The following is a 19606-nucleotide window of genomic DNA, read 5'->3' as shown; positions in this document are numbered from 1 at the left end:
CACCTGCTAGAAGCGGTTAATAAAGCACCAGCAACGCTTAATTCCTGTACAGCAGATACAAAAAAGCGCCGCTTAAGTTAATAAGCAGCGCTTTTACTCTCTCTTACTCGATCTAAGTAAGATGCAATTTTATACTTTATAAAGCTATGGAGCATTTCCAAAGTGCTGGATATCAATCTGCTGGATTTCAGCCATAGATATTTCATCTTTAAAAAAATGCTTAGCAACTCGAACAAAACGCTCCGGCCCATCAGTTACCAAAAACTCAACATTACCCGGCGATATGCTCTTATTCAGCAACCCAGACTCTTTTAACCCATTTTCAACAGCATGTGCTGTTGTCGCAGCAGAGTCTACTAATGCAACATCTTCACCCATAACCTCTGATATAACTTTCTTCAGAGCTGGGAAATGCGTACAGCCAAGAACTAATGTATCAATAAGCGAGCCATTTTCAGCTTTCAGTGGTTCTAAGCACTTATCCACAATCTGCTGCACTAAAGCACCTTCATGCCAACCCTCTTCCGCCAATGCTACAAATAGAGAGCATGGATAGGCAACAACTGACACATCAGATCGCCGCTCTAAAATAGCATTTTGATAAGCCTGATTACTGACCGTACTTTCAGTTGCTATAACACCGATGTGTTTATTTTTAGTGGCTTGACAACTAGCATCAGCGCCCGGCCCCACAACGCCCATCACCTTTATTTGCGGATAAAGCTTTTGCAAAGGTTCAACAGCTACAGCTGAAGCTGTATTACATGCGATTACTAATAATTTAATTTTACGCTCGATCAGAGCCTTTGCAGCCTGTTCAGCATAACGCGTGACAGAAACAGCACTCTTTGTACCATATGGAACCCTAGCCGTATCACCTAAATAGACAAGATTCTCGTTAGGTAATTTTTCCCGTATGGCATTAAGTACTGTTAGACCACCCACTCCAGAGTCAAACACTCCAATCGGAAGATCGCTATCACCTACTACATTCATCGCTTATTTTTTTTCTTTTTGTTCATTTTTTTAAGCTGTTTTACGTGATCTCTATAACGCTCTTTTTTCGCTAATTGCCTGGAGCTTAACGGATTCACTTTACCTTCAAACGGGTTATCACTCGATTTAAACTCAAAGCGTATCGGCGTACCCTTTATGCCTAATACTTTAATAAACTTATTCTCAAGGTAACGCTTATACGAACCAGGTAATGACTTTGTTTGGTTACCATGTATAACAATTACAGGAGGGTTTGAACCGCCTTGGTGAGCGTAACGCAGCTTAATTCTACGATTATTCACTGCAGGTGGTTGGTGATCTGCAACAATATCTTCTAATAAACGAGTGAGTTTACTTGTTGACCACTTAGCCATTGCGCATTCATACGCCTCTTCTACAGAGTCATACATATTCCCTACGCTACTTCCATGCAAAGCAGATATAAAATGCATACGAGCAAAATCAGCAAATTCTAACTTACGATCTATCTGCTCTTTAACGTCTGCCTTTTCATCCGCGGTCATCCCATCCCACTTATTTATTGCAATCACCAATGAGCGCCCCGTATCTATAACGAAGCTAAGCATATGCATATCTTGCTCAGTGATACCATCACGCGCATCAACAACCAAGACAACTACATGTGCATCCTTCACCGCCTGAAGAGTTTTGACGATTGAAAATTTTTCTACAGCTTCACGGATATTTTTACGGCGGCGAATACCCGCAGTATCAATCAGCGTGTAATTTTTATCATCACGCTCATATGGAATATATACACTGTCTCTTGTAGTTCCGGCCTTGTCAAAGACCACTACCCTATCTTCACCTAACAATCGGTTAACCAAAGTCGATTTACCTACATTAGGTCGACCAACAATTGCGATCTTAATACCTTTTTGTACTTGAGCGAGCGTTTCTAATGATTCTTCTTTAAGCTCTGGCAGTTCTTCAAGTACATATTCAATCAGCGCTGTAACACCACGACCATGAGCCGCGGCAATAGCAAGAGGGTGACCAATACCTAACGAGAAAAAATCACCAATCACTATATCTGGATTCAAGCCGTCAGTTTTATTCACAACCAAATGACAAGGTTTATCAGTTTTGCGTAGATAGTTAGCAATCATCTCATCCGCGGGATTCAATCCTGCACGACCGTCCACAAGAAACAGAACAATATCTGCCTCTTCAACTGCCTGAAGTGACTGCTTAGCCATTTCATAATCTATACCCTGTTCATCACCGGTAATACCACCCGTATCGATCACGATATAGTCTTGATCTTCGCCAAGCTGACCTTCGCCATATTTCCTATCACGAGTAAGACCAGGTAGATCTGCCACTAAGGCATCTCTTGTCTTGGTTAGACGATTAAACAATGTAGATTTGCCGACATTTGGTCGACCAACGAGAGCAATTACCGGAAGCATGAACCCACCCCTGCATCGTGCAGGTAAAACAAAACGGCGGCTAATTGCAAAGCAAATAGCCGCCAGAATCTTACAAATTAAATTACTGTATGCCTAACGCAGCCAAGCGACCACTATTGCTAAGTACATACAACACATCATCTTTCACTATCATATCACCATACACACCTGAAGAATCCAGCTTATAGCGTGACACGAAGTGTCCATCTGTTTGCGACATAAAATGAATATAGCCTTCATAATCAGCCACTGCCACATCATTGCCAATCGCTACGGGTGCTGTGATGCCTCGATTTTCAAGTTCAGTTTGGCGCCATACACTTGCACTGCTGCCTCTATCGAATGCCTGAACAGCATCGTTAGACTCACTTACGTAAACATTACCAAACCCATGCGTAAGAGAATGGTAGCTAGACACATCTTGTGCCCATACAATTTGTGCACGAAACGGATTAATCGCTACTAAACGCCCCTGATAGCTTGTCACATAAAGCGTTCTATCGACTAGCAGCGGACGCCCATCAATATCAACCATACGCTCAAGCTCGGATCGCCCTTTAGGCAATGCCACACGGTTTTCCCATATAGCAGCGCCTTTTACATTATCAATCGCAACTAACTTACCATTAGCAAAGCCGGCAAAAGTAACATCGCTCGCGACGATAGGAGCACTCGTTCCACGCAACGTTAAGCGAGGCACTTGCGCATCATAAATCCAACGCTGCTCACCGCTAACCATATCAAACGCAACTACTTTACCGTTGATCAACTGAAAAACAGCAAGTTCTTGGTTAAATTGCCCCGGTGAAGTTACTTCACTATTCACTTCAGCACGCCACAGCTCACTACCATCATCAGCAGAAAGGACTATGATCTCCCCTTCTTCTCCAGCAATAGCAACACGACCAAAGCCAGCACCAACACCACCAACGATCGAAATTTCTACTTCAGTCTGCCAAAGCTTGTCACCATTCTCACGATTAAAGCCATAGACGGAGCCATCGCGATCAGAGGCGAAAATTTTATCTCCATCAATAGCTGGCTGAAATTGATGATATTTACTACCCGGACCAGAACCTACAGAAGATGACCATAATACGGAAACCTTCTTTTCCTGCTCAAAAGACACTAATGGGTTTGGCTTAATTTCCTCACCATCATCCCCAAAGAATCCACAGCCTGTCATTAATAATGATGCTAAGCCAATGGCAGCTAAACGATTAATGCTTTTCATTTAGCCCTCCGTTACAGCCAAGTCATTTAATTTCATATCCAGAAGAGGTCGACTAGCAGAATCAGTCGCATCAAGCGCCATTTTGTATGCCGCTCTTGCTTTGGATTTTTCGCCCTTAGCTAAAAACAGATCGCCTTTCAACTCATTAAGACTAACTTTGTAGCCAGCAACTGGAATAGCATCAACTAAACTCAAAGCCTTATCTAAATCACCCTGCGCAGCAATTATTTTCACCTTGCGCATACTAGCAAGCGCATACATTGATTCAGTCGGCTGATTAGCCAAAACCCAATCCAATTCCACTAACGCTTTATCTAGCTCATTTTGATCTACAGCAACACGCGCCATGATGAGTGCAGCATAGTTTGCATAAGCTGATCCTTCATAGTCAGCTTTTAGCTGCCCATTAAGATGATTTGCAGTCGCCAACTTAGCTTCATCTTGCTGAGGCCCAATAGCCCCAACAACGGAGTCCAATAGATTTTGATATAAAATCGAAGCATTCTCAGCCTGAACAGACTCTTGTTGCTGCCAAGCCTTCCAGCCCATTACAGCAGCTAAAGCGACAGCAATCCCTAAGAGTAGTGATTTACCGTTCTCATCCCACCACGCTTTAAGCGCCTGAACCTGCTCTTCTTCGGTGCGTAACTCTGCCACCCTAAACTCCTGTACCTGTTAACTTTTTCAAGAAATATAACTATGCGTTATGACATTCTACAACGCTACTTAGTATCTCTGACTCTGATAAATCAAAGATAGGTTCATTGTTATGCCAAATAGAACCGCAAAGCTCATGATTATCTGATTCTTTTATCAACAGAACAATAGGAGCACCTGTTTGTTCTGCTTTTTGCTTAATATTTTTTAGCCCGCCACAATGAACCCGCACCCTAATACCAGGGCAATGCTCACGAACCCGCTCAGCAACAAGAATTACTTTAGATTGTAATCCCTTACTTTCAGCAGCTAGATACAGATCGAACGTCTGCCTAACTTCGTTCGGGATTAAGTCTAGCGTTTCTAGCAGCAAAATAAGTCGCTCAACACCCATTGCAAAACCTACTGCAGGTGTTTCACGACCTCCTAACTGCTTAACTAGACCATCATAACGACCACCGGCACAGACGGTACCCTGAGCACCTAATTTATCAGTCACCCACTCAAACACAGTTTTACAATAATAATCCAACCCTCGGACCAAACGAGGATTGATTTCATATGCAATACCAGCTTCATCAAGAATTGATGTCAACTCCGAGAAGTGACTCTGCGATTCTTCATCAAGATAATCACTCAAGACCGGCGCATCATTTAAAAGCGCCTGTGTATCTGGGTTTTTACTATCCAAAATTCGTAGTGGGTTAGTCTCTAGACGTTTAAGACTATCCTCATCTAGCTGAGATTTCCGCTCACTTAAATAAGCGACTAAAGCGTCCTTATAGTTAGCGCGCGCCTCATTACTGCCTAAAGAATTTAACTGAAGCGTAACACAATCCAACAGACCTAGACGCTCCCATAAACGAGCACTCAAAAGAATGATTTCTGCATCTATATCAGAACCAGACATACCAAACGTTTCTACGCCTATCTGATGGAACTGCCTATAGCGTCCTTTTTGCGGCCTTTCGTATCTGAACATAGGTCCTTGATACCAAAAACGCTGCATCTGATTAAATAGCAATCCATGTTCTTCTGCAGCCCGCACACAACTTGCTGTACCTTCAGGCCTTAGAGTAAGACTCTCTCCGTTACGATCCTCAAAGGTGTACATTTCCTTCTCGACGATATCCGTAACTTCACCAATAGAGCGTTTAAATAGATTAGTTTGCTCCACAATTGGCATTCGAATTTCGTTATATCCATAGATGGACACAACCTCTTTAACCGTCTTCTCAAGATACTGCCAAACTGGCGTTTGTTCGGGCAGGATATCATTCATCCCGCGAATGGCTTTAATTTTGGCCAAAACTACAACCTACATGCTTAATTTATTCTGAAACAGGAAGACTTAAACGAACGACATTTTTGCGACTATAAGGCGCCAGATCAAATGCCTCACCGTTATATTTAAAACTACCCACTGCGTCAGCCGCACCAATCAAAACACTTAATGGCGGCTTACCCTTAACGTTAACGCTTTGACCTTTCCCTCGAAGATTATTGAAAAGAGTTTTTCCGTCACCGTCTTTAATAGAAACCCAACACTCCGAAATAAAATCAGCAGACACCGAAAGTTCACTCATAACGTCCGGGAGGGCTAACTGCACCTCAGGTGCTGCATTATTATCTACCGTAGTATTCGAAACTTTACTATCAATCGCTTTCTGAAGCTTCTCAATTTCACCCGCAGAGAGATACTGAGGCTCTTCTTGAACTGATGCGTCAGAACCAGCACCCTCTTCAATTACACTCTTATCCACAGGGCTATCGTCCAAAGCAGGAATTGCTAGCGTGGCTGTCCCATTTTCGAGAACAACAGCATTATCAGCGGGCGCTGCTGCTTCACTCCCTGTTACATTTTCTAATTGGGCTTCTAAACTGCCTCCATATTGAGTTTGCCACCACCATATGGAAACACCGATAATTCCGAGAAGAAAAACCCAGCTAAATAGCTTCATAACTGGATCGCCCATTTTTACTTGCTGGCGAACTCGACTTACCGGGCGAATAGCCCCTTTACTGCTTCCAGTTCCATGAATACGCTCAAACTCACTTACATATTCATCAGCATTACTCATACCTAATAGTTTGGCATATGAACGTATATACCCTCTGGCAAAAACCATACTAGGCAATCCGTCAAGCTCACCCTTTTCTAGACACTGTATATATTCAACAGGTAAGTTAAGATCTGTCGCCGCTTGCTCAAGCGAGATAGTAAGAGACTCCCGAGAAGTTTTAAACTGCGCTCCCCATTGCTCTGCCAATAATTCTGGCTGCAGATCTTGCTCATCATTACTCAACGCGCGGACTCCTCATACTCACGGTATTCTATAGAATTCGGATAAAGGTTCTTTAAGATCAAGGCAAATGTTGCCGCCCGTGTTGCTTCAGCATTATGACGCGCCAGCCTGATACCGACCCATAAACTTTTCGCATAATGCTCTACACGGCGTTTCTCTACTAGCGTTAAAAAACGCTCAAATGTCTTCTCAGATTCATCATAATTATTTTCTAACAGAAGTAACTCAGATAATTCAACAAGCGATACAGGCCTAGTGGACGTTACTTGAAGAGCGCGCTGGAATGCATGCTTAGCAGCCTCGTTACGCTGCAACAACCGATAACAACGACCTAAATTTTCAAATGCCTGTGCTCGCCTGTTATAAAATGGATCTTCAGTCGCACGAGCAAGCTCTTGGCAGGCTTCATCATAACGCCCCTTGGAGAACAAGAAAGCCCCAAAATTATTATGTATCATGGCAGATTCTGGTGCCATTGAGATTGCTTTACGGTAATACTGTTCAGCTAAGACATCATCACCCTCTAGCTGAAATGCCAACGCCAACCCATTATTAGCTTCCGCGTAGCTTCCATTTATCTCCAATGCACGCAGAAATGATTGTTTTGCGCCAACCGTATCACCCGACTGCAGATACTCAAAGCCAAGACGGGAATAAGCGTCAAATGCTTGATTCTTCTTAGCATTCTCGCTTTTAGATCCGGTTCCTGTACATCCTGCAAAAAACAGAACCATCAATAGTGTAAGTACTAACTTAATTCCGTTCACTCATCCCATCCCTTCGCTTTGAAATATAGAATTCTTAATTAGGTTCCTGTTGAACAACAGGGATATACTTCTGACTACGTCGAGTTTTATCAGCAACTTGACCCACTAATTGACCACATGCAGCATCTATTTCATCGCCTCGAGTACGCCTAACCGTGGTCACGATACCACCATGAACGATTATCTCTTTAAATGCCAGAATTCTTTCCTCAGCGGGGCGTTTGTATCCAGAATTAGGGAAAGGGTTAAATGGAATTATATTCAACTTAGATGGCATCTGACGCAGAATTTTAAGTAACTCTTTAGCATGGCCTGGCTTATCATTAACGCCATCGATCATCGTGTACTCTACCGTAATCACACGCTTATCATTAAGGCTTTCTAGATAACGATTACATGCTGCAACTAGCTCTTTAATTGGGTAGCGTTTATTGATCGGTACTAAGATATCTCGTAGATCATCATTCGGCGCATGTAATGATACTGCGAGAGATACATCTGTAACTTCCTTTAACTTATCAATCGCGGGAACAACACCAGCGGTAGATAAAGTAACTCGCCTTTTTGAAAGACAATAAGCGTTATCTTCCATCATCAATGTCATTGCATCAACAACATTGTCGAAATTCATTAATGGCTCACCCATCCCCATCATAACAACATTAGATACCACGCGTTGCGAGGTCGTGTTGTATTCACCATAAGAACGGATAGCTATACGCAGCTGGCCAATAATTTCAGCAGCCGTAAGGTTACTATTAAAGCCCTGCTTACCTGTTGAGCAAAAACTACAATCTAAAGAACACCCAACCTGCGATGAAACACATAATGTTTTACGATCCCCATCAGGAATCAAAACAGCCTCAACACTTGAACCACTTTCAGTGCGTATTACCCACTTCTTAGTTCCATCTTTAGACACTTTCTCAAGTATCACTTCAGGCTCGCGTATCTCTGCTACTTGCTGCAGCTTAGTGCGCAATGCCTTACTAATATTCGTCATTTCATCAAAATCACTCGCGCCATGTTGATGAATCCATTTCAAAACCTGGGTTGCCCGGAACTTTTTTTCGCCGATCTCTTCGAAATAAGCTTCCAGCTTAGTTGGTGACATTCCCAGCAGATTAGTTTTTTGTGTGGATTCAGTCATTGATGACAGTGCTCGCAATAAAGAGGTAAATCAAAAGACTGCCTGCAACAAAATTGCTACAAGCAGCCTGGACGAAAATTACTTACCGAAGAAGTAAGCGATTTCGCGTTCAGCAGATGCTGGGGAATCAGAACCGTGTACAGCGTTCGCATCAATTGACTGAGCGAAATCACGACGGATTGTGCCTTCAGCAGCTTCTTGTGGGTTAGTAGCACCCATCAATTCGCGGTTAAGCGCAATCGCATTTTCACCTTCAAGTACCTGCACAACAACAGGACCAGACGTCATAAATTCAACTAAATCGCCAAAGAATGGACGTTCAGAATGCTCTGCGTAAAAACCTTCAGCTTCAGCCTTAGAAAGCTGCTTAAGCTGCATTTCAACGATTTTAAGACCGTTAGACTCAAAGCGAGATGCGATTTTACCGATAACGTTTTTAGCAACTGCATCAGGCTTAATGATTGAGAACGTACGTTCAAGTGCCATTATTAAAGCTCCAAAATAATATAAAAGTAAGAAAGAAGTATCTGAAAATTCACTGAACTACTCCGCATGCCTTAAAAGTAAGCAACAGACAAAGTCGTTTCTTTTGAATTTTCAGATCACCCTTAAAAATCCAGCGCGCAATTATACGCTAGAGTGAGATTAGAAGACAGTCGAGAGTAAAAACAAGAAAACCCGGCATGCCGGGCTTGTGTTAAATCAGTTACTCTCAATCCATCTCTTCGATCCAAGCCATCTGAATACCTTCAAGGATCTTCTCACCACAACGATCTGGATCATCATCAAACTCATCCAAGTCCATAACTTTCTGGTACAGATCTGGAAAACTAATCACCATGGGATCTTGCTCTGGGTATTTCTCAGTGAGCTCAATCGCTATATCTAAAACATCTACCCATTTAAGACTCATAACAACCTCTTAGTGCTGTTCCGACACTTGATTAATCGTATATTTAGGAATCTCTACAACCAAATCTTCATTAGATATCACAGACTGGCAACTCAACCTAGACTCTGGCTCAAGACCCCAAGCCTTATCAAGCATGTCATCCTCAAGCTCATCAGACTCTTCCATTGAATCAAAACCTTCTCGAATCACAACATGACATGTCGTGCAAGCACATGATTTTTCACAAGCATGCTCAATGTGAATACCATTGGCCAGTGCCGCATCACATACAGTAACACCAGGTTCAGCTTCTATCACTTTACCTTCTGGACACAAATCATCATGTGGCAGAAATATAATCTGCGGCATTATTTATTCTCCTCAAGCTCATCAACACTATGCCCCTGCAGCGCCTGCTGAATATTAAAATCCATGCGGCGAGAAGCATATTCATCTGATGCTTTCGACAAAACAGCTATGCCCTGTTCGATCGCATTTAAATCACTACCATTACGTAGCTGAACCAATTTTTCTATTCCTAATTCAAGCACAGAATATTCGTCTGCACTTAATAATTCCTTACCATCAGCACTCAGCGCATCTTTTAAAGAAACAATTAGCCGATCCGCATCAACCTGCTGCTCACGCAGCGCTCTTGCATCTTTGTCTTCAGCTGCATTTAAATAAGAAGCCTTTAACATCTCTGCAATTTCTGAATCATCTAAACCGTAGGACGGTTTAACCTGAATACTACTCTCGACACCAGAGGTTAATTCTTTTGCATTAACACCCAAAAGGCCGTCCGCATCGACCTGAAAAGTCACACGTATCTTTGCCGCTCCAGCGGCCATTGGCGGGATACCACGTAGAATAAATTTTGCCAAGGAACGACAGTCACTTACAAGCTCACGCTCACCCTGAACAACATGGATAACCATCGCGGTTTGCCCATCCTGATAAGTAGTAAACTCTTGAGCTCGACCAACAGGGATTGATGTATTACGGTGAATAACCTTCTCAGTTAACCCGCCCATCGTTTCCAATCCAAGCGATAACGGAATCACATCAAGCAACAACATATCACTATCAGGCTTATTACCGGCCAACACATCAGCTTGAATAGATGCACCAATCGCAACCACACGATCAGGATCGATGGACACATGAGGCTCTCTAGCAAAGAAACCTTTCACCTGCTCACGTACAAGCGGGACACGAGTTGAACCGCCGACCATTACAACTTCACTTACCTCTTCCGCACTGACTGACGCGTCTTTAAGCGCTCGACGACAGGCACGAATAGTGCGCTTAACCAGAGGCGCTACAAGTGACTCAAAATTCTCTTTGGTTAAGATCAATGAGTACTCTTGATCAGCTACGGTCAACGCAATCTTGACTTCACTCTGATTACTTAAAGCTTCTTTTGCAGCTTTCGCTTTTTCCATCAAGTAGCGAGAGAGTGAATTATTACTGACTGTTAAGTTGAGCTCTTTAGATATCCACTCAGCCAACGCCAGATCAAAATCATCACCACCTAAAGCACTATCACCACCGGTGGATAAAACCTCAAACACACCCTTATTAAGTCGCAAAACCGAAATATCGAACGTACCGCCACCAAGATCATAGACAGCGACAACACCCTCTTTACCCTGATCAAGACCATAAGCAACAGCCGCAGCAGTAGGCTCATTTAGCAAACGCAAAACATTAATATTTGCCAGCTTGGCAGCATCTTTTGTCGCCTGACGCTGAGCATCATCAAAATAGGCTGGAACAGTAATCACAGCACCTACTAATTCACCACCCAATACCTCTTCAGCTCTTGCGACTAAAGCCCCTAAGATATCGGCCGAAACTTGCACCGGACTTTTGCTTCCCGCTGAAGTTTTAATGAACGGCATACCACCATCATTTGCTTCAAACTGATAAGGGGCCTCATCACCTAAAGTTTTCAGGTCACTAATTCCGCGCCCCATTAACCGTTTAACGGAGATAATTGTATTATCGGGATCAGATGCAGCAAAAGTACGCGCTTCACGCCCGACAAGAAAATTTCCGCACGGCATGTAACGAACAACAGAAGGCAATAAATGCTCACCTTCAACATCAGGCATCGTCACCGCTTCGCCACTTTTTACTGAAGCGACTAAAGAATTGGTAGTTCCTAAATCAATACCGACTGCTAACTTATGCTGATGCGGAGCCTCACTTTGCCCCGGTTCTGCTATCTGTAATAGCGCCATATAATTGCTTTAACCGTCCAGCTTATCTTCGAGACGCTCAATCTCGACGACTAGCTTTTCTAAAAATTGCATTTTACGCACAGTTTCAGTCGCAGCGGCAAACGCCTCTGACTGATAATCCTGTGCAAATTTATTCCGTAACGCCTCAAGCATAGACATTACTTCAGCAAGCAAAGACTCAAGAGCCTCAAATGGATCATCTTGATCAGGAACCTCTTCAAGACACTCCCTCAATTCCATCTGCTGCATTAAAAACATTGGATCAATCGGAGTGGAAGATTCACTAGTTGTGTCTATACCCTGCAACAACAATAAGTATTGCGCCCTTAACAAAGGCGATCTCAAAGTAGCGACGCCTTCATTAAGATAAGACATATACTGCACAGACAAGCGCTGCTCACGCTCAGAAAGGTGCGCATAGCGATCAGGATGAAGTGTTTTTTGTAGATCAAGAGAACGATCAGCCAGTTCTGACTGATCGATATAAAAAGATATCGGCAGACCGATAAATTCAAAAAAATTCTTATTGATATCCATCATTCTGCCGAGAACATTTAGACGTTAAAGCTTTCACCACAACCGCATTCGTTAGAGACATTAGGGTTATTAAATTTAAACCCCTCATTAAGCCCCTCTTTAACAAAATCCAGCTCTGTACCATCTAGATACAATAGACTTTTCGGATCTATTACGATCTGAACGTCCTGGGGCCCTTTGAAGATTTGATCTTCTTGCTCAACCTCATCAACAAATTCCAGAACATAAGCCATACCTGAACAGCCTGAGGTGCGAACACCTAAGCGAATACCAGCACCATAGCCACGTTTTTCTATATAGCGAGCAACATGATCCGCTGCCGCATCAGTCATGGTAATTGCCATAACGCCAATCTCTCCCGGTAAATAACTGTAAGGTTATTTATCCTGCTTCTCTTTATAATCAGCAACTGCTGCTTTGATTGCATCTTCAGCTAGAACTGAGCAGTGAATTTTCACTGGCGGCAACGCTAATTCTTCAGCGATTGTTGTATTTTTGAGCTCAGAAGCCTCGTCCAGAGACATGCCTTTTACCCATTCGGTAATCAAAGAACTTGAGGCAATAGCCGAACCACAACCGTAGGTCTTAAACTTTGCGTCTTCAATGATACCTTTATCACTTACTTTAATCTGTAAGCGCATAACATCGCCACAGGCAGGTGCTCCAACCATACCCGTACCAACATTCTCATCTTTATCATTCATCTTGCCAACATTACGAGGGTTCTCGTAATGATCAATAACTTTCTCACTATAAGCCATGACGACCTCCAAAAACTTTCACTGTTGAATTAGTGATGAACCCATTCAACTTTGCTCAGATCAACACCGTCTTGAAACATATCCCATAACGGTGAAAGCTCACGTAATTTGCCTACTGCATCTGCAATTTGCGCCACCGCATAGTCAACTTCTTCTTCGGTCGTGAAACGACCAAAAGAGAAACGAATAGAACTATGAGCCAACTCATCATTCAAACCTAACGCACGAAGCACATAAGAAGGCTCTAAGCTTGCTGATGTGCACGCCGAACCAGAAGAAACTGCCAAATCCTTCAGAGACATCAGCAAAGATTCACCCTCAACAAAAGCAAAGCTAATATTCAAGTTACCCGGAATACGCTGTTCTTTAGAGCCGTTAAGGTAAACCTCTTCCATACCATCAATACCGGCTAAGAAGCGGTCACGCAAAGCAATAATTGCCTTCGTATCGGAAGCTAGCTCTTCCTTACAAATACGGGCGGCTTCACCCATACCTACGATTTGATGTGTCGCCAAAGTTCCTGAACGCATACCACGCTCGTGACCACCACCATGAATTTGCGCTTCTAAACGTACACGCGGCTTACGACGCACAAACAAAGCACCAATACCTTTTGGCCCATACATTTTATGCGCTGAAAAAGACATAAGATCAACTTTAGTTTTACTTACATCAATATCAATTTTACCGGCGCTTTGCGCAGCATCCACATGGAAGATAATGCCTTTGGAACGAGTAATCTCACCGATAGCTTCAATATCAGTAATCGTGCCAATTTCGTTATTCACATGCATTAATGAAACAACAATCGTATCTTCACGGATAGCTTCAGCAACAGCTTGCGGCTCTATAAGACCATCGGAATTTGGTGTTAGATACGTAACTTCAAAACCTTCACGCTCTAATTGACGGCAAGGATCAAGCACTGCTTTATGCTCAATCTTAGATGTAATAATGTGCTTACCTTTCTTCTGATAGAAATGCGCAGCACCTTTTACAGCCAAGTTATCTGATTCTGTAGCGCCTGAAGTCCAAACAATTTCTCGCGGGTCAGCACCAATCAAATCAGCCATCTGACGTCGAGCAACCTCAACCGCTTCCTCAGCTTTCCAGCCATACATATGTGAACGGGAAGCTGGGTTACCAAAATTTCCATCCATCGTTAGACAATCGGCCATTTTCTGCGCAACACGCTGGTCAGAAGGGGTAGTAGCTGAATAATCCAGATAAATAGGTGTTTTCATTTATTATCTCCGACGTACTTATATAGCTGCTTTATCAGAAAGCGCCATCGTATCTGATCTCGCCAAGAACTGATCTACGTTAATTCGATCCTGACGATCTGAAATTTCCTGCACATCTCTCCTAGCTACCAGATCGGCTAGAGATATGCCTTTTAAAAAACTATGAATTTGTTCGCTTAAGTCGCACCACAAATGATGAGTAAGGCAGATATCCCCGCCCTGACAGTCACCTTTATGTTGACACCCAGTAGCATCAACCGACTCATTAACCGCATCGATTACTTCAGCAACATTGATGCCAGCCTGCTCACGGTTCAATTGATATCCACCGCCTGGACCTCTAACACTACGCACCAATTCATTTCTACGTAATTTAGCAAATAACTGCTCTAGGTAAGACAAAGAAATACCCTGCCTTTCCGAAATATCAGCCAAACTAATAGGACCTCGCCCTTCATGTAAAGCCAGGTCAAGCATAGCTGTTACGGCATACCGTCCTTTTGTTGTCAGTCGCATAATTCTCACCTTGATGCGCGTTAGCATTTGCAAGCATTATGCAATACCCGACTAAAAAGGTCAACTAAATAACCAACTATTATAGTTGGTCTTTATTCATAACATCGGCGAATTCTATCATGAATTACCTATAACCCCACGCGCGTTATGACTTTTTCAACTGTTTTTGCGTTGCAGTTAAAATACCCCTCAAAACACTCACCTCAACCTTGTCAGGGAAAGACCTAAGATATAAGCGGCGTAACCGAGGCATCAACTGACGAGGGTTCTCTGGGTCAAGAAAATCAATATCGACTAACGTCTGCTCCATATGATCGAACAACCTCTCCAAATCGGCGCTACTCGCCATATCGATATCCCAATTAGTCCCCCACTGAGGCTTATGCTCCTCATTCTGATCAGAATACAAAGACGACATACGCAACTCATAAGTAATAACTTGTACAGCTGCAGCCAAATTCAAAGAACTAAATGACTCATTTGAAGGAATATGGACATGATAATGACACAAGTGAAGCTCTTCATTTGTAAGCCCCCTATCTTCACGACCAAAGACAACCGCTATTTTCTTTTCCTCATCAATAGGCGAAACAATCGATGCCAACTCTCGCGGATCAACAACAGGCCACGGAATATGTCGACCTCTAGCACTTGTCCCAACAACCAGATGACAATCCGCGATAGCCTCCTCCAACGTATCATGAACTACCGCACTCTCCAGCAGATCCGTAGCACCCGCAGCTCTAGCATCAGCATTAGCATGAGGAAACTTTTTCGGGGCAACCAAATACAGCGATTCAAATTTCATATTTTTCATGGCTCTCGCAACCCCCCCAATATTTCCAGGATGGGTTGTATTAACCAACACGATACGAACATTAACTGACATCAAACAGGCCCTAGAAAGCAAAAAGAGACGCATTTTACCAACCTATAGGCATCAATTCAGCAAGATCAGCATCATTTCGAAGACTTAGCTCAAGCTTTTATTCACAGACTCCCTTATCCTCAGGTATAATAGCCGCTTCAATTTTGTTCAGTCTTCAGGTCCTCATCAGATGCAACCCATGGTTAACATTGCTCTGCGCGCTGCTCGCGTTGCAGGCGAACAAATTACACGCGCAGTCGAACGCTTAGATCTTATCAAGTCAGAGCAAGCCGACGTAGCTAAACTTATTAGCGACACGTGCAAAAAAGCCGAACTTAGCATTGTGCAGGCAATTCACAAAGCCTACCCAAGCCATAAAGTTGTCGGTGAATACACTGGGGAACACGCACCCATAGGTGAAGGTCCTGAGTTCAGCTGGAACATCAACCCAATTGACAGCATTTCCAACTTCTCTAGCGGTCTACCTGCTTTTGCTTTCTGCCTTGCCGGACAGCAGAACAACCGTCTTGAACATGCGCTTATCCTTAACCCAATCACAGGTGAGGAATTCACAGCTAGCCGCGGCCATGGCGCTCAGCTAAATGGTAAACGCCTACGCGTAAGCAACCAAAAATCAGTTGAAGGCGCCCTAATTGGCACAGGTTTTTTCAATCGCTCAAGCGACAAAGACCACCTAGACACATATTTAGAGATCTTCCGCGACATTACTACGACCGGCGGCACGATCTATAATGGTGGCTCACCAGCACTAAATCTAGCCTATATTGCGGCAGGTCGAATTGATGGGTATTACCAGATCGGACTAAACTTCTGGGAGATTGAAGCTGGACTGCTACTTGTCCAAGAAGCTGGCGGCCTTGCCGGTGACTTCAAAGGCAGCAACGAGTTCCGTAAAAACGGCAATCTCATTGTAGGCAACCCTAAGATGTTTAAAGCACTTATCAAAGCGCTACAAACATCACTTCCTAGCGAACTTAAATAAGCATTCTTTTAGTATAAAAAAACCGGCCTATGCCGGTTTTTTTTATATCATTTTTAACCCTGCGCAAGAACCGCCAAACAAAATCACCACTCCCACCCGTGATAGAGCAACCCCGTAAGCATCTACAACTAACACCAAATTCTAGATACAAAAAAACCGGCAATTGCCGGTTTTTTTTTGCGCCTACCCTTGCTTACACTTCGTAAGGGTTACGCAATACAATTGTCTCTTTACGATCAGGTCCAGTAGAAATAATATCCACAGGCGCCTCAATCAATACTTCCAGACGCTTAATATAAGCAACTGCAGCAGCTGGCAACTCATCAACAGACTGAGCACCAACAGTAGTATCCGTCCAACCTGGCATTGTTTCATATACCGGCTCAACAGCTTCGTAATCTTCGCTACCACTTAGAGAAGTAACAACATTACCCGCTGCATCTTTATAGCCCACACAGATACTAATCTCATCCATGCCATCCAATACATCCAACTTAGTCAGACAGATACCGGATACAGAGTTAATCTGAATAGCATGCTTAAGCGCAACCGCATCAAACCAACCACAACGACGTGAACGACCGGTAGTAGAACCAAACTCATGGCCGCGTTCAGCCAAACCTTCACCTACATCACAGTGCAGCTCAGTTGGGAATGGACCACCACCTACACGTGTTGTGTAAGCCTTAGTGATACCTAGAATATAATCCAAGTAAAGCGGACCAAAACCACTACCTGTAGAGGTACCACCCGCTGTCGTATTTGAAGATGTAACATATGGGTATGTGCCGTGATCAATATCAAGCAATGACCCTTGCGCACCTTCAAACATAATATTCTCACCTGATTTTCTCAGGTCATGCAACATCGCCGTCACATCAGCAACCATAGGCGCCAACTGCTCACCCATCGCTAAAGCTTCATCAAGCACTGTTTTATAATCAACAGGCTCAACTTTATAATAATTCTCTAACTGGAAGTTATGGTAAGCAACCACCTCTTCCAATTTAGCAGCGAAACGCTCTTTATCTAGAAGATCAGCCAAACGCAAACCGCGACGCGCCACTTTATCTTCATAAGCAGGACCAATACCGCGACCCGTTGTACCAATTTTTGCATTACCACGAGCAAGCTCACGCGCCTGATCCAACGCAACATGATATGGCAAAATAAGAGGACAAGAAGGACTCAAACGTAAGCGTTCACGAACAGGAACACCCGCTTCCTCCAATCCTTTAATCTCTTTCAACAACGCCTCAGGTGATAGCACTACGCCATTACCAATCATACACACGACATTTTCGCGTAATATACCCGATGGAATCAGGTGCAAAACAGTCTTTTCACCATCAATAACCAACGTATGACCAGCGTTATGCCCACCTTGAAAGCGCGCTACTGCTGAAGCTTGGTCTGTCAGCAGATCAACGATCTTGCCTTTACCTTCATCACCCCATTGGGTACCCAGAACAACTACGTTTTTGCCCATTGCTGCCTACTTGAGATTACTTAATAAATTTATTACAAGTTACAGGTCGGAAACGACCCATTCACCATTACACCGCACCAATTGAGCGGTGCACTTTTCTGCCGGCTCAACACCGGATAACGCATAAACCACGCTAACACCATCCGAGCGCAGCTGCTTAACCTTAGTCAAAAGCGCTGCATCATCCTCCGATGGAGCTAAAACTTTACCCACACTGGCAGTGTTTTCAGAAGAAAGCCCTACCAATATGTTTAAATCTGCACTAAAACCAGTCGCAGGACGCGCGCGCCCAAAATCGCGACCTATTTCATCATAACGACCACCCTTGGCTATTGCTTGACCAAATGATGGCGTGTAAGCCGCAAATACCACTCCGGTATGGTAGTTATATCCACGCAACTCACTCAGATCGAAATACTGATCCAATTCAGGAAATCTTAAGGCAATTGAATTAGTTAACGTCTGCAAATAATCAATCGCATCCATCACCTGCTGAGGAGCCTCGGCAAACAAAGCACGGGCCCTATCCAGAACTTCCACTCCGCCATTAAGACGAGGTAATTCACGAAGGCACTGACCAATAGCAGCATCAACATCCAAGCTAGAAATAAATAACTCTAACTCAGGCAAAGCCTTACGACTTAAAATATCTAAATACTGATCTTTCTGCTCAACAGTTAATTCTGCAACCTGCATCAAACCGGTGAAAACACCCACATGCCCAAGATCAATACTAAACTCTTGATCAACACCTACCGCCTGCATGGTTTCAACCATCAAGGAGATGACTTCCACATCACTTTCAACGCCAGAATGACCAAATAACTCAGCACCAACCTGCAAAGGGTTACGTGAAGCTAAAGGCTGAGCTGGCAATGCATGCACAACAGGGCCCGCATAACATAAACGCGTTACACCCTCTTCTCGAAGACGATGCGCATCAATACGAGCAACCTGCGGCGTAATATCAGCACGAATACCAATCATATGCCCACTTAATTGATCAGTAGCTTTGACCGTATTCAACTCCAAATCACTACCAACGCCCGTAAGCAGGGATTCAAGATGCTCAAACAACGGAGGCATTACTAACTCGTAACCCCAGCGATCATACAGATCCAGTAGACGCCTACGTAAAATTTCAACGCGACGGGCTTGCGAAGGAAGAAGCTCTTGTACACCTTCCGGTAGCAGCCAACGATCTGCCAATGCCATGTTGTACTCCGTATCTATCAAAAAATAACACCGAAAACACATTCGGTACTACAAAAACTATTAATGTACCGTATACAAAAACACGAGCCCTAACAGCATACTGCAAAGACCCATAACGCGTAACGAACGGTCACTTATAAGTGCCAACTGCTGAACCAAACTACGCCAGCGTTGCGGATAAAGAAATGGAATAATCCCCTCCAAAATCAGCATCAGGCAAAAACCAACCATCAACCCATTTAGCAGTTCCGAGGACATAACCTCTCCCATCTTTCTCAATCACTTCGCACAA

Annotated in this window: 22 protein-coding genes; 1 reads left to right on the top strand and 21 read right to left on the bottom strand. The window is 43.6% G+C overall.

Features of this window, described 5'->3' with window-relative positions; all coding sequences use genetic code 11:
* Positions 1-144 precede the first annotated feature (144 nt).
* The 18 genes from murI to B4K11_RS16050 all read right to left on the bottom strand — a co-directional run bounded on the left by murI (position 145) and on the right by B4K11_RS16050 (position 15628).
* On the bottom strand, positions 145-996 hold the full coding sequence (gene murI, locus B4K11_RS16135; RefSeq protein WP_292950835.1) for a glutamate racemase: 852 nt from the start codon (positions 994-996) through the stop codon (positions 145-147).
* Complete coding sequence (der, locus tag B4K11_RS16130; RefSeq protein ID WP_292950834.1) at positions 993-2429, bottom strand: ribosome biogenesis GTPase Der; 1437 nt, start codon at positions 2427-2429, stop codon at positions 993-995. The genes murI and der overlap by 4 nt, the downstream gene beginning before the upstream one ends.
* A gap of 82 nt (positions 2430-2511) precedes the next feature.
* Entirely contained in the window at positions 2512-3663 is a 1152-nt protein-coding gene (bamB, locus tag B4K11_RS16125; protein WP_292950833.1) for an outer membrane protein assembly factor BamB, read from the bottom strand.
* Entirely contained in the window at positions 3664-4320 is a 657-nt protein-coding gene (locus tag B4K11_RS16120) for a YfgM family protein (RefSeq protein WP_292950832.1), read from the bottom strand.
* Between the two features lie 40 nt (positions 4321-4360).
* The gene (hisS, locus tag B4K11_RS16115; RefSeq protein ID WP_292950839.1) at positions 4361-5602 is read right to left on the bottom strand and encodes a histidine--tRNA ligase; all 1242 of its coding nucleotides are present in this window, start codon (positions 5600-5602) and stop codon (positions 4361-4363) included.
* A gap of 49 nt (positions 5603-5651) precedes the next feature.
* A complete protein-coding gene (locus B4K11_RS16110) occupies positions 5652-6626 on the bottom strand; it encodes a RodZ domain-containing protein (RefSeq protein ID WP_292950831.1) in 975 nt (324 codons plus the stop codon).
* Positions 6623-7393, bottom strand: a complete 771-nt coding sequence (gene pilW, locus B4K11_RS16105) for a type IV pilus biogenesis/stability protein PilW (RefSeq protein WP_292950830.1) — start codon at positions 7391-7393, stop codon at positions 6623-6625. The genes B4K11_RS16110 and pilW overlap by 4 nt, the downstream gene beginning before the upstream one ends.
* A gap of 34 nt (positions 7394-7427) precedes the next feature.
* Positions 7428-8543 (bottom strand): 23S rRNA (adenine(2503)-C(2))-methyltransferase RlmN, encoded by a 1116-nt coding sequence (gene rlmN, locus B4K11_RS16100; protein ID WP_292950829.1) that lies wholly within the window; start codon positions 8541-8543, stop codon positions 7428-7430.
* Between the two features lie 78 nt (positions 8544-8621).
* On the bottom strand, positions 8622-9029 hold the full coding sequence (gene ndk / locus B4K11_RS16095) for a nucleoside-diphosphate kinase (protein WP_292950827.1): 408 nt from the start codon (positions 9027-9029) through the stop codon (positions 8622-8624).
* 226 nt (positions 9030-9255) lie between these two features.
* On the bottom strand, positions 9256-9456 hold the full coding sequence (gene iscX, locus B4K11_RS16090) for a Fe-S cluster assembly protein IscX (protein ID WP_292950825.1): 201 nt from the start codon (positions 9454-9456) through the stop codon (positions 9256-9258).
* 9 nt (positions 9457-9465) lie between these two features.
* Positions 9466-9804 carry an ISC system 2Fe-2S type ferredoxin gene (fdx, locus tag B4K11_RS16085; RefSeq protein ID WP_292950823.1) on the bottom strand — a complete coding sequence of 113 codons (339 nt, stop codon included), beginning with the start codon at positions 9802-9804 and terminating at the stop codon, positions 9466-9468.
* Positions 9804-11681, bottom strand: coding sequence for a Fe-S protein assembly chaperone HscA (hscA, locus tag B4K11_RS16080; protein WP_292950821.1), 1878 nt, complete (start codon positions 11679-11681; stop codon positions 9804-9806). The genes fdx and hscA overlap by 1 nt, the downstream gene beginning before the upstream one ends.
* 9 nt (positions 11682-11690) lie before the next feature.
* Positions 11691-12218, bottom strand: a complete 528-nt coding sequence (gene hscB / locus B4K11_RS16075; RefSeq protein ID WP_292959461.1) for a Fe-S protein assembly co-chaperone HscB — start codon at positions 12216-12218, stop codon at positions 11691-11693.
* Between the two features lie 17 nt (positions 12219-12235).
* On the bottom strand, positions 12236-12562 hold the full coding sequence (iscA, locus tag B4K11_RS16070; protein WP_292950817.1) for an iron-sulfur cluster assembly protein IscA: 327 nt from the start codon (positions 12560-12562) through the stop codon (positions 12236-12238).
* Positions 12563-12595: 33 nt separating this feature from the next.
* The gene (iscU, locus tag B4K11_RS16065) at positions 12596-12979 is read right to left on the bottom strand and encodes a Fe-S cluster assembly scaffold IscU (protein WP_292950815.1); all 384 of its coding nucleotides are present in this window, start codon (positions 12977-12979) and stop codon (positions 12596-12598) included.
* Positions 12980-13008: 29 nt separating this feature from the next.
* Positions 13009-14223, bottom strand: coding sequence for an IscS subfamily cysteine desulfurase (locus B4K11_RS16060; RefSeq protein ID WP_292950813.1), 1215 nt, complete (start codon positions 14221-14223; stop codon positions 13009-13011).
* A gap of 18 nt (positions 14224-14241) precedes the next feature.
* Positions 14242-14739, bottom strand: coding sequence for a Fe-S cluster assembly transcriptional regulator IscR (gene iscR / locus B4K11_RS16055; RefSeq protein WP_292950811.1), 498 nt, complete (start codon positions 14737-14739; stop codon positions 14242-14244).
* Between the two features lie 145 nt (positions 14740-14884).
* Positions 14885-15628: an RNA methyltransferase gene (locus B4K11_RS16050; protein WP_292950809.1), complete on the bottom strand. Its 744-nt coding sequence runs from the start codon at positions 15626-15628 to the stop codon at positions 14885-14887.
* A gap of 169 nt (positions 15629-15797) precedes the next feature.
* On the opposite strand from B4K11_RS16050, the gene B4K11_RS16045 reads away from it, so the two are divergent.
* Positions 15798-16610, top strand: coding sequence for an inositol monophosphatase family protein (locus B4K11_RS16045; protein ID WP_292950807.1), 813 nt, complete (start codon positions 15798-15800; stop codon positions 16608-16610).
* Between the two features lie 193 nt (positions 16611-16803).
* Here the strand turns inward: B4K11_RS16045 and B4K11_RS16040 are convergent, their stop codons facing one another.
* From B4K11_RS16040 to B4K11_RS16030, 3 genes are read right to left on the bottom strand one after another with little or no spacing between them, the layout of a single operon-like run.
* Positions 16804-18099, bottom strand: a complete 1296-nt coding sequence (locus tag B4K11_RS16040; RefSeq protein ID WP_292950805.1) for an adenylosuccinate synthase — start codon at positions 18097-18099, stop codon at positions 16804-16806.
* Between the two features lie 39 nt (positions 18100-18138).
* Positions 18139-19314 (bottom strand): ATP phosphoribosyltransferase regulatory subunit, encoded by a 1176-nt coding sequence (locus B4K11_RS16035; RefSeq protein ID WP_292950803.1) that lies wholly within the window; start codon positions 19312-19314, stop codon positions 18139-18141.
* Between the two features lie 60 nt (positions 19315-19374).
* Positions 19375-19572: a DUF2065 domain-containing protein gene (locus B4K11_RS16030; RefSeq protein ID WP_292950801.1), complete on the bottom strand. Its 198-nt coding sequence runs from the start codon at positions 19570-19572 to the stop codon at positions 19375-19377.
* Between the last annotated feature and the right edge of the window lie 34 nt (positions 19573-19606).

Origin of the sequence: Neptuniibacter sp. UBA6509 (genome assembly GCA_002435145.1) — a bacterium.
GTDB lineage: Bacteria > Pseudomonadota > Gammaproteobacteria > Pseudomonadales > Balneatricaceae > Neptuniibacter.
The sequence above is the reverse complement of the archived record's forward strand: the minus strand, read 5'-3'. Positions and strand labels throughout refer to the sequence as shown.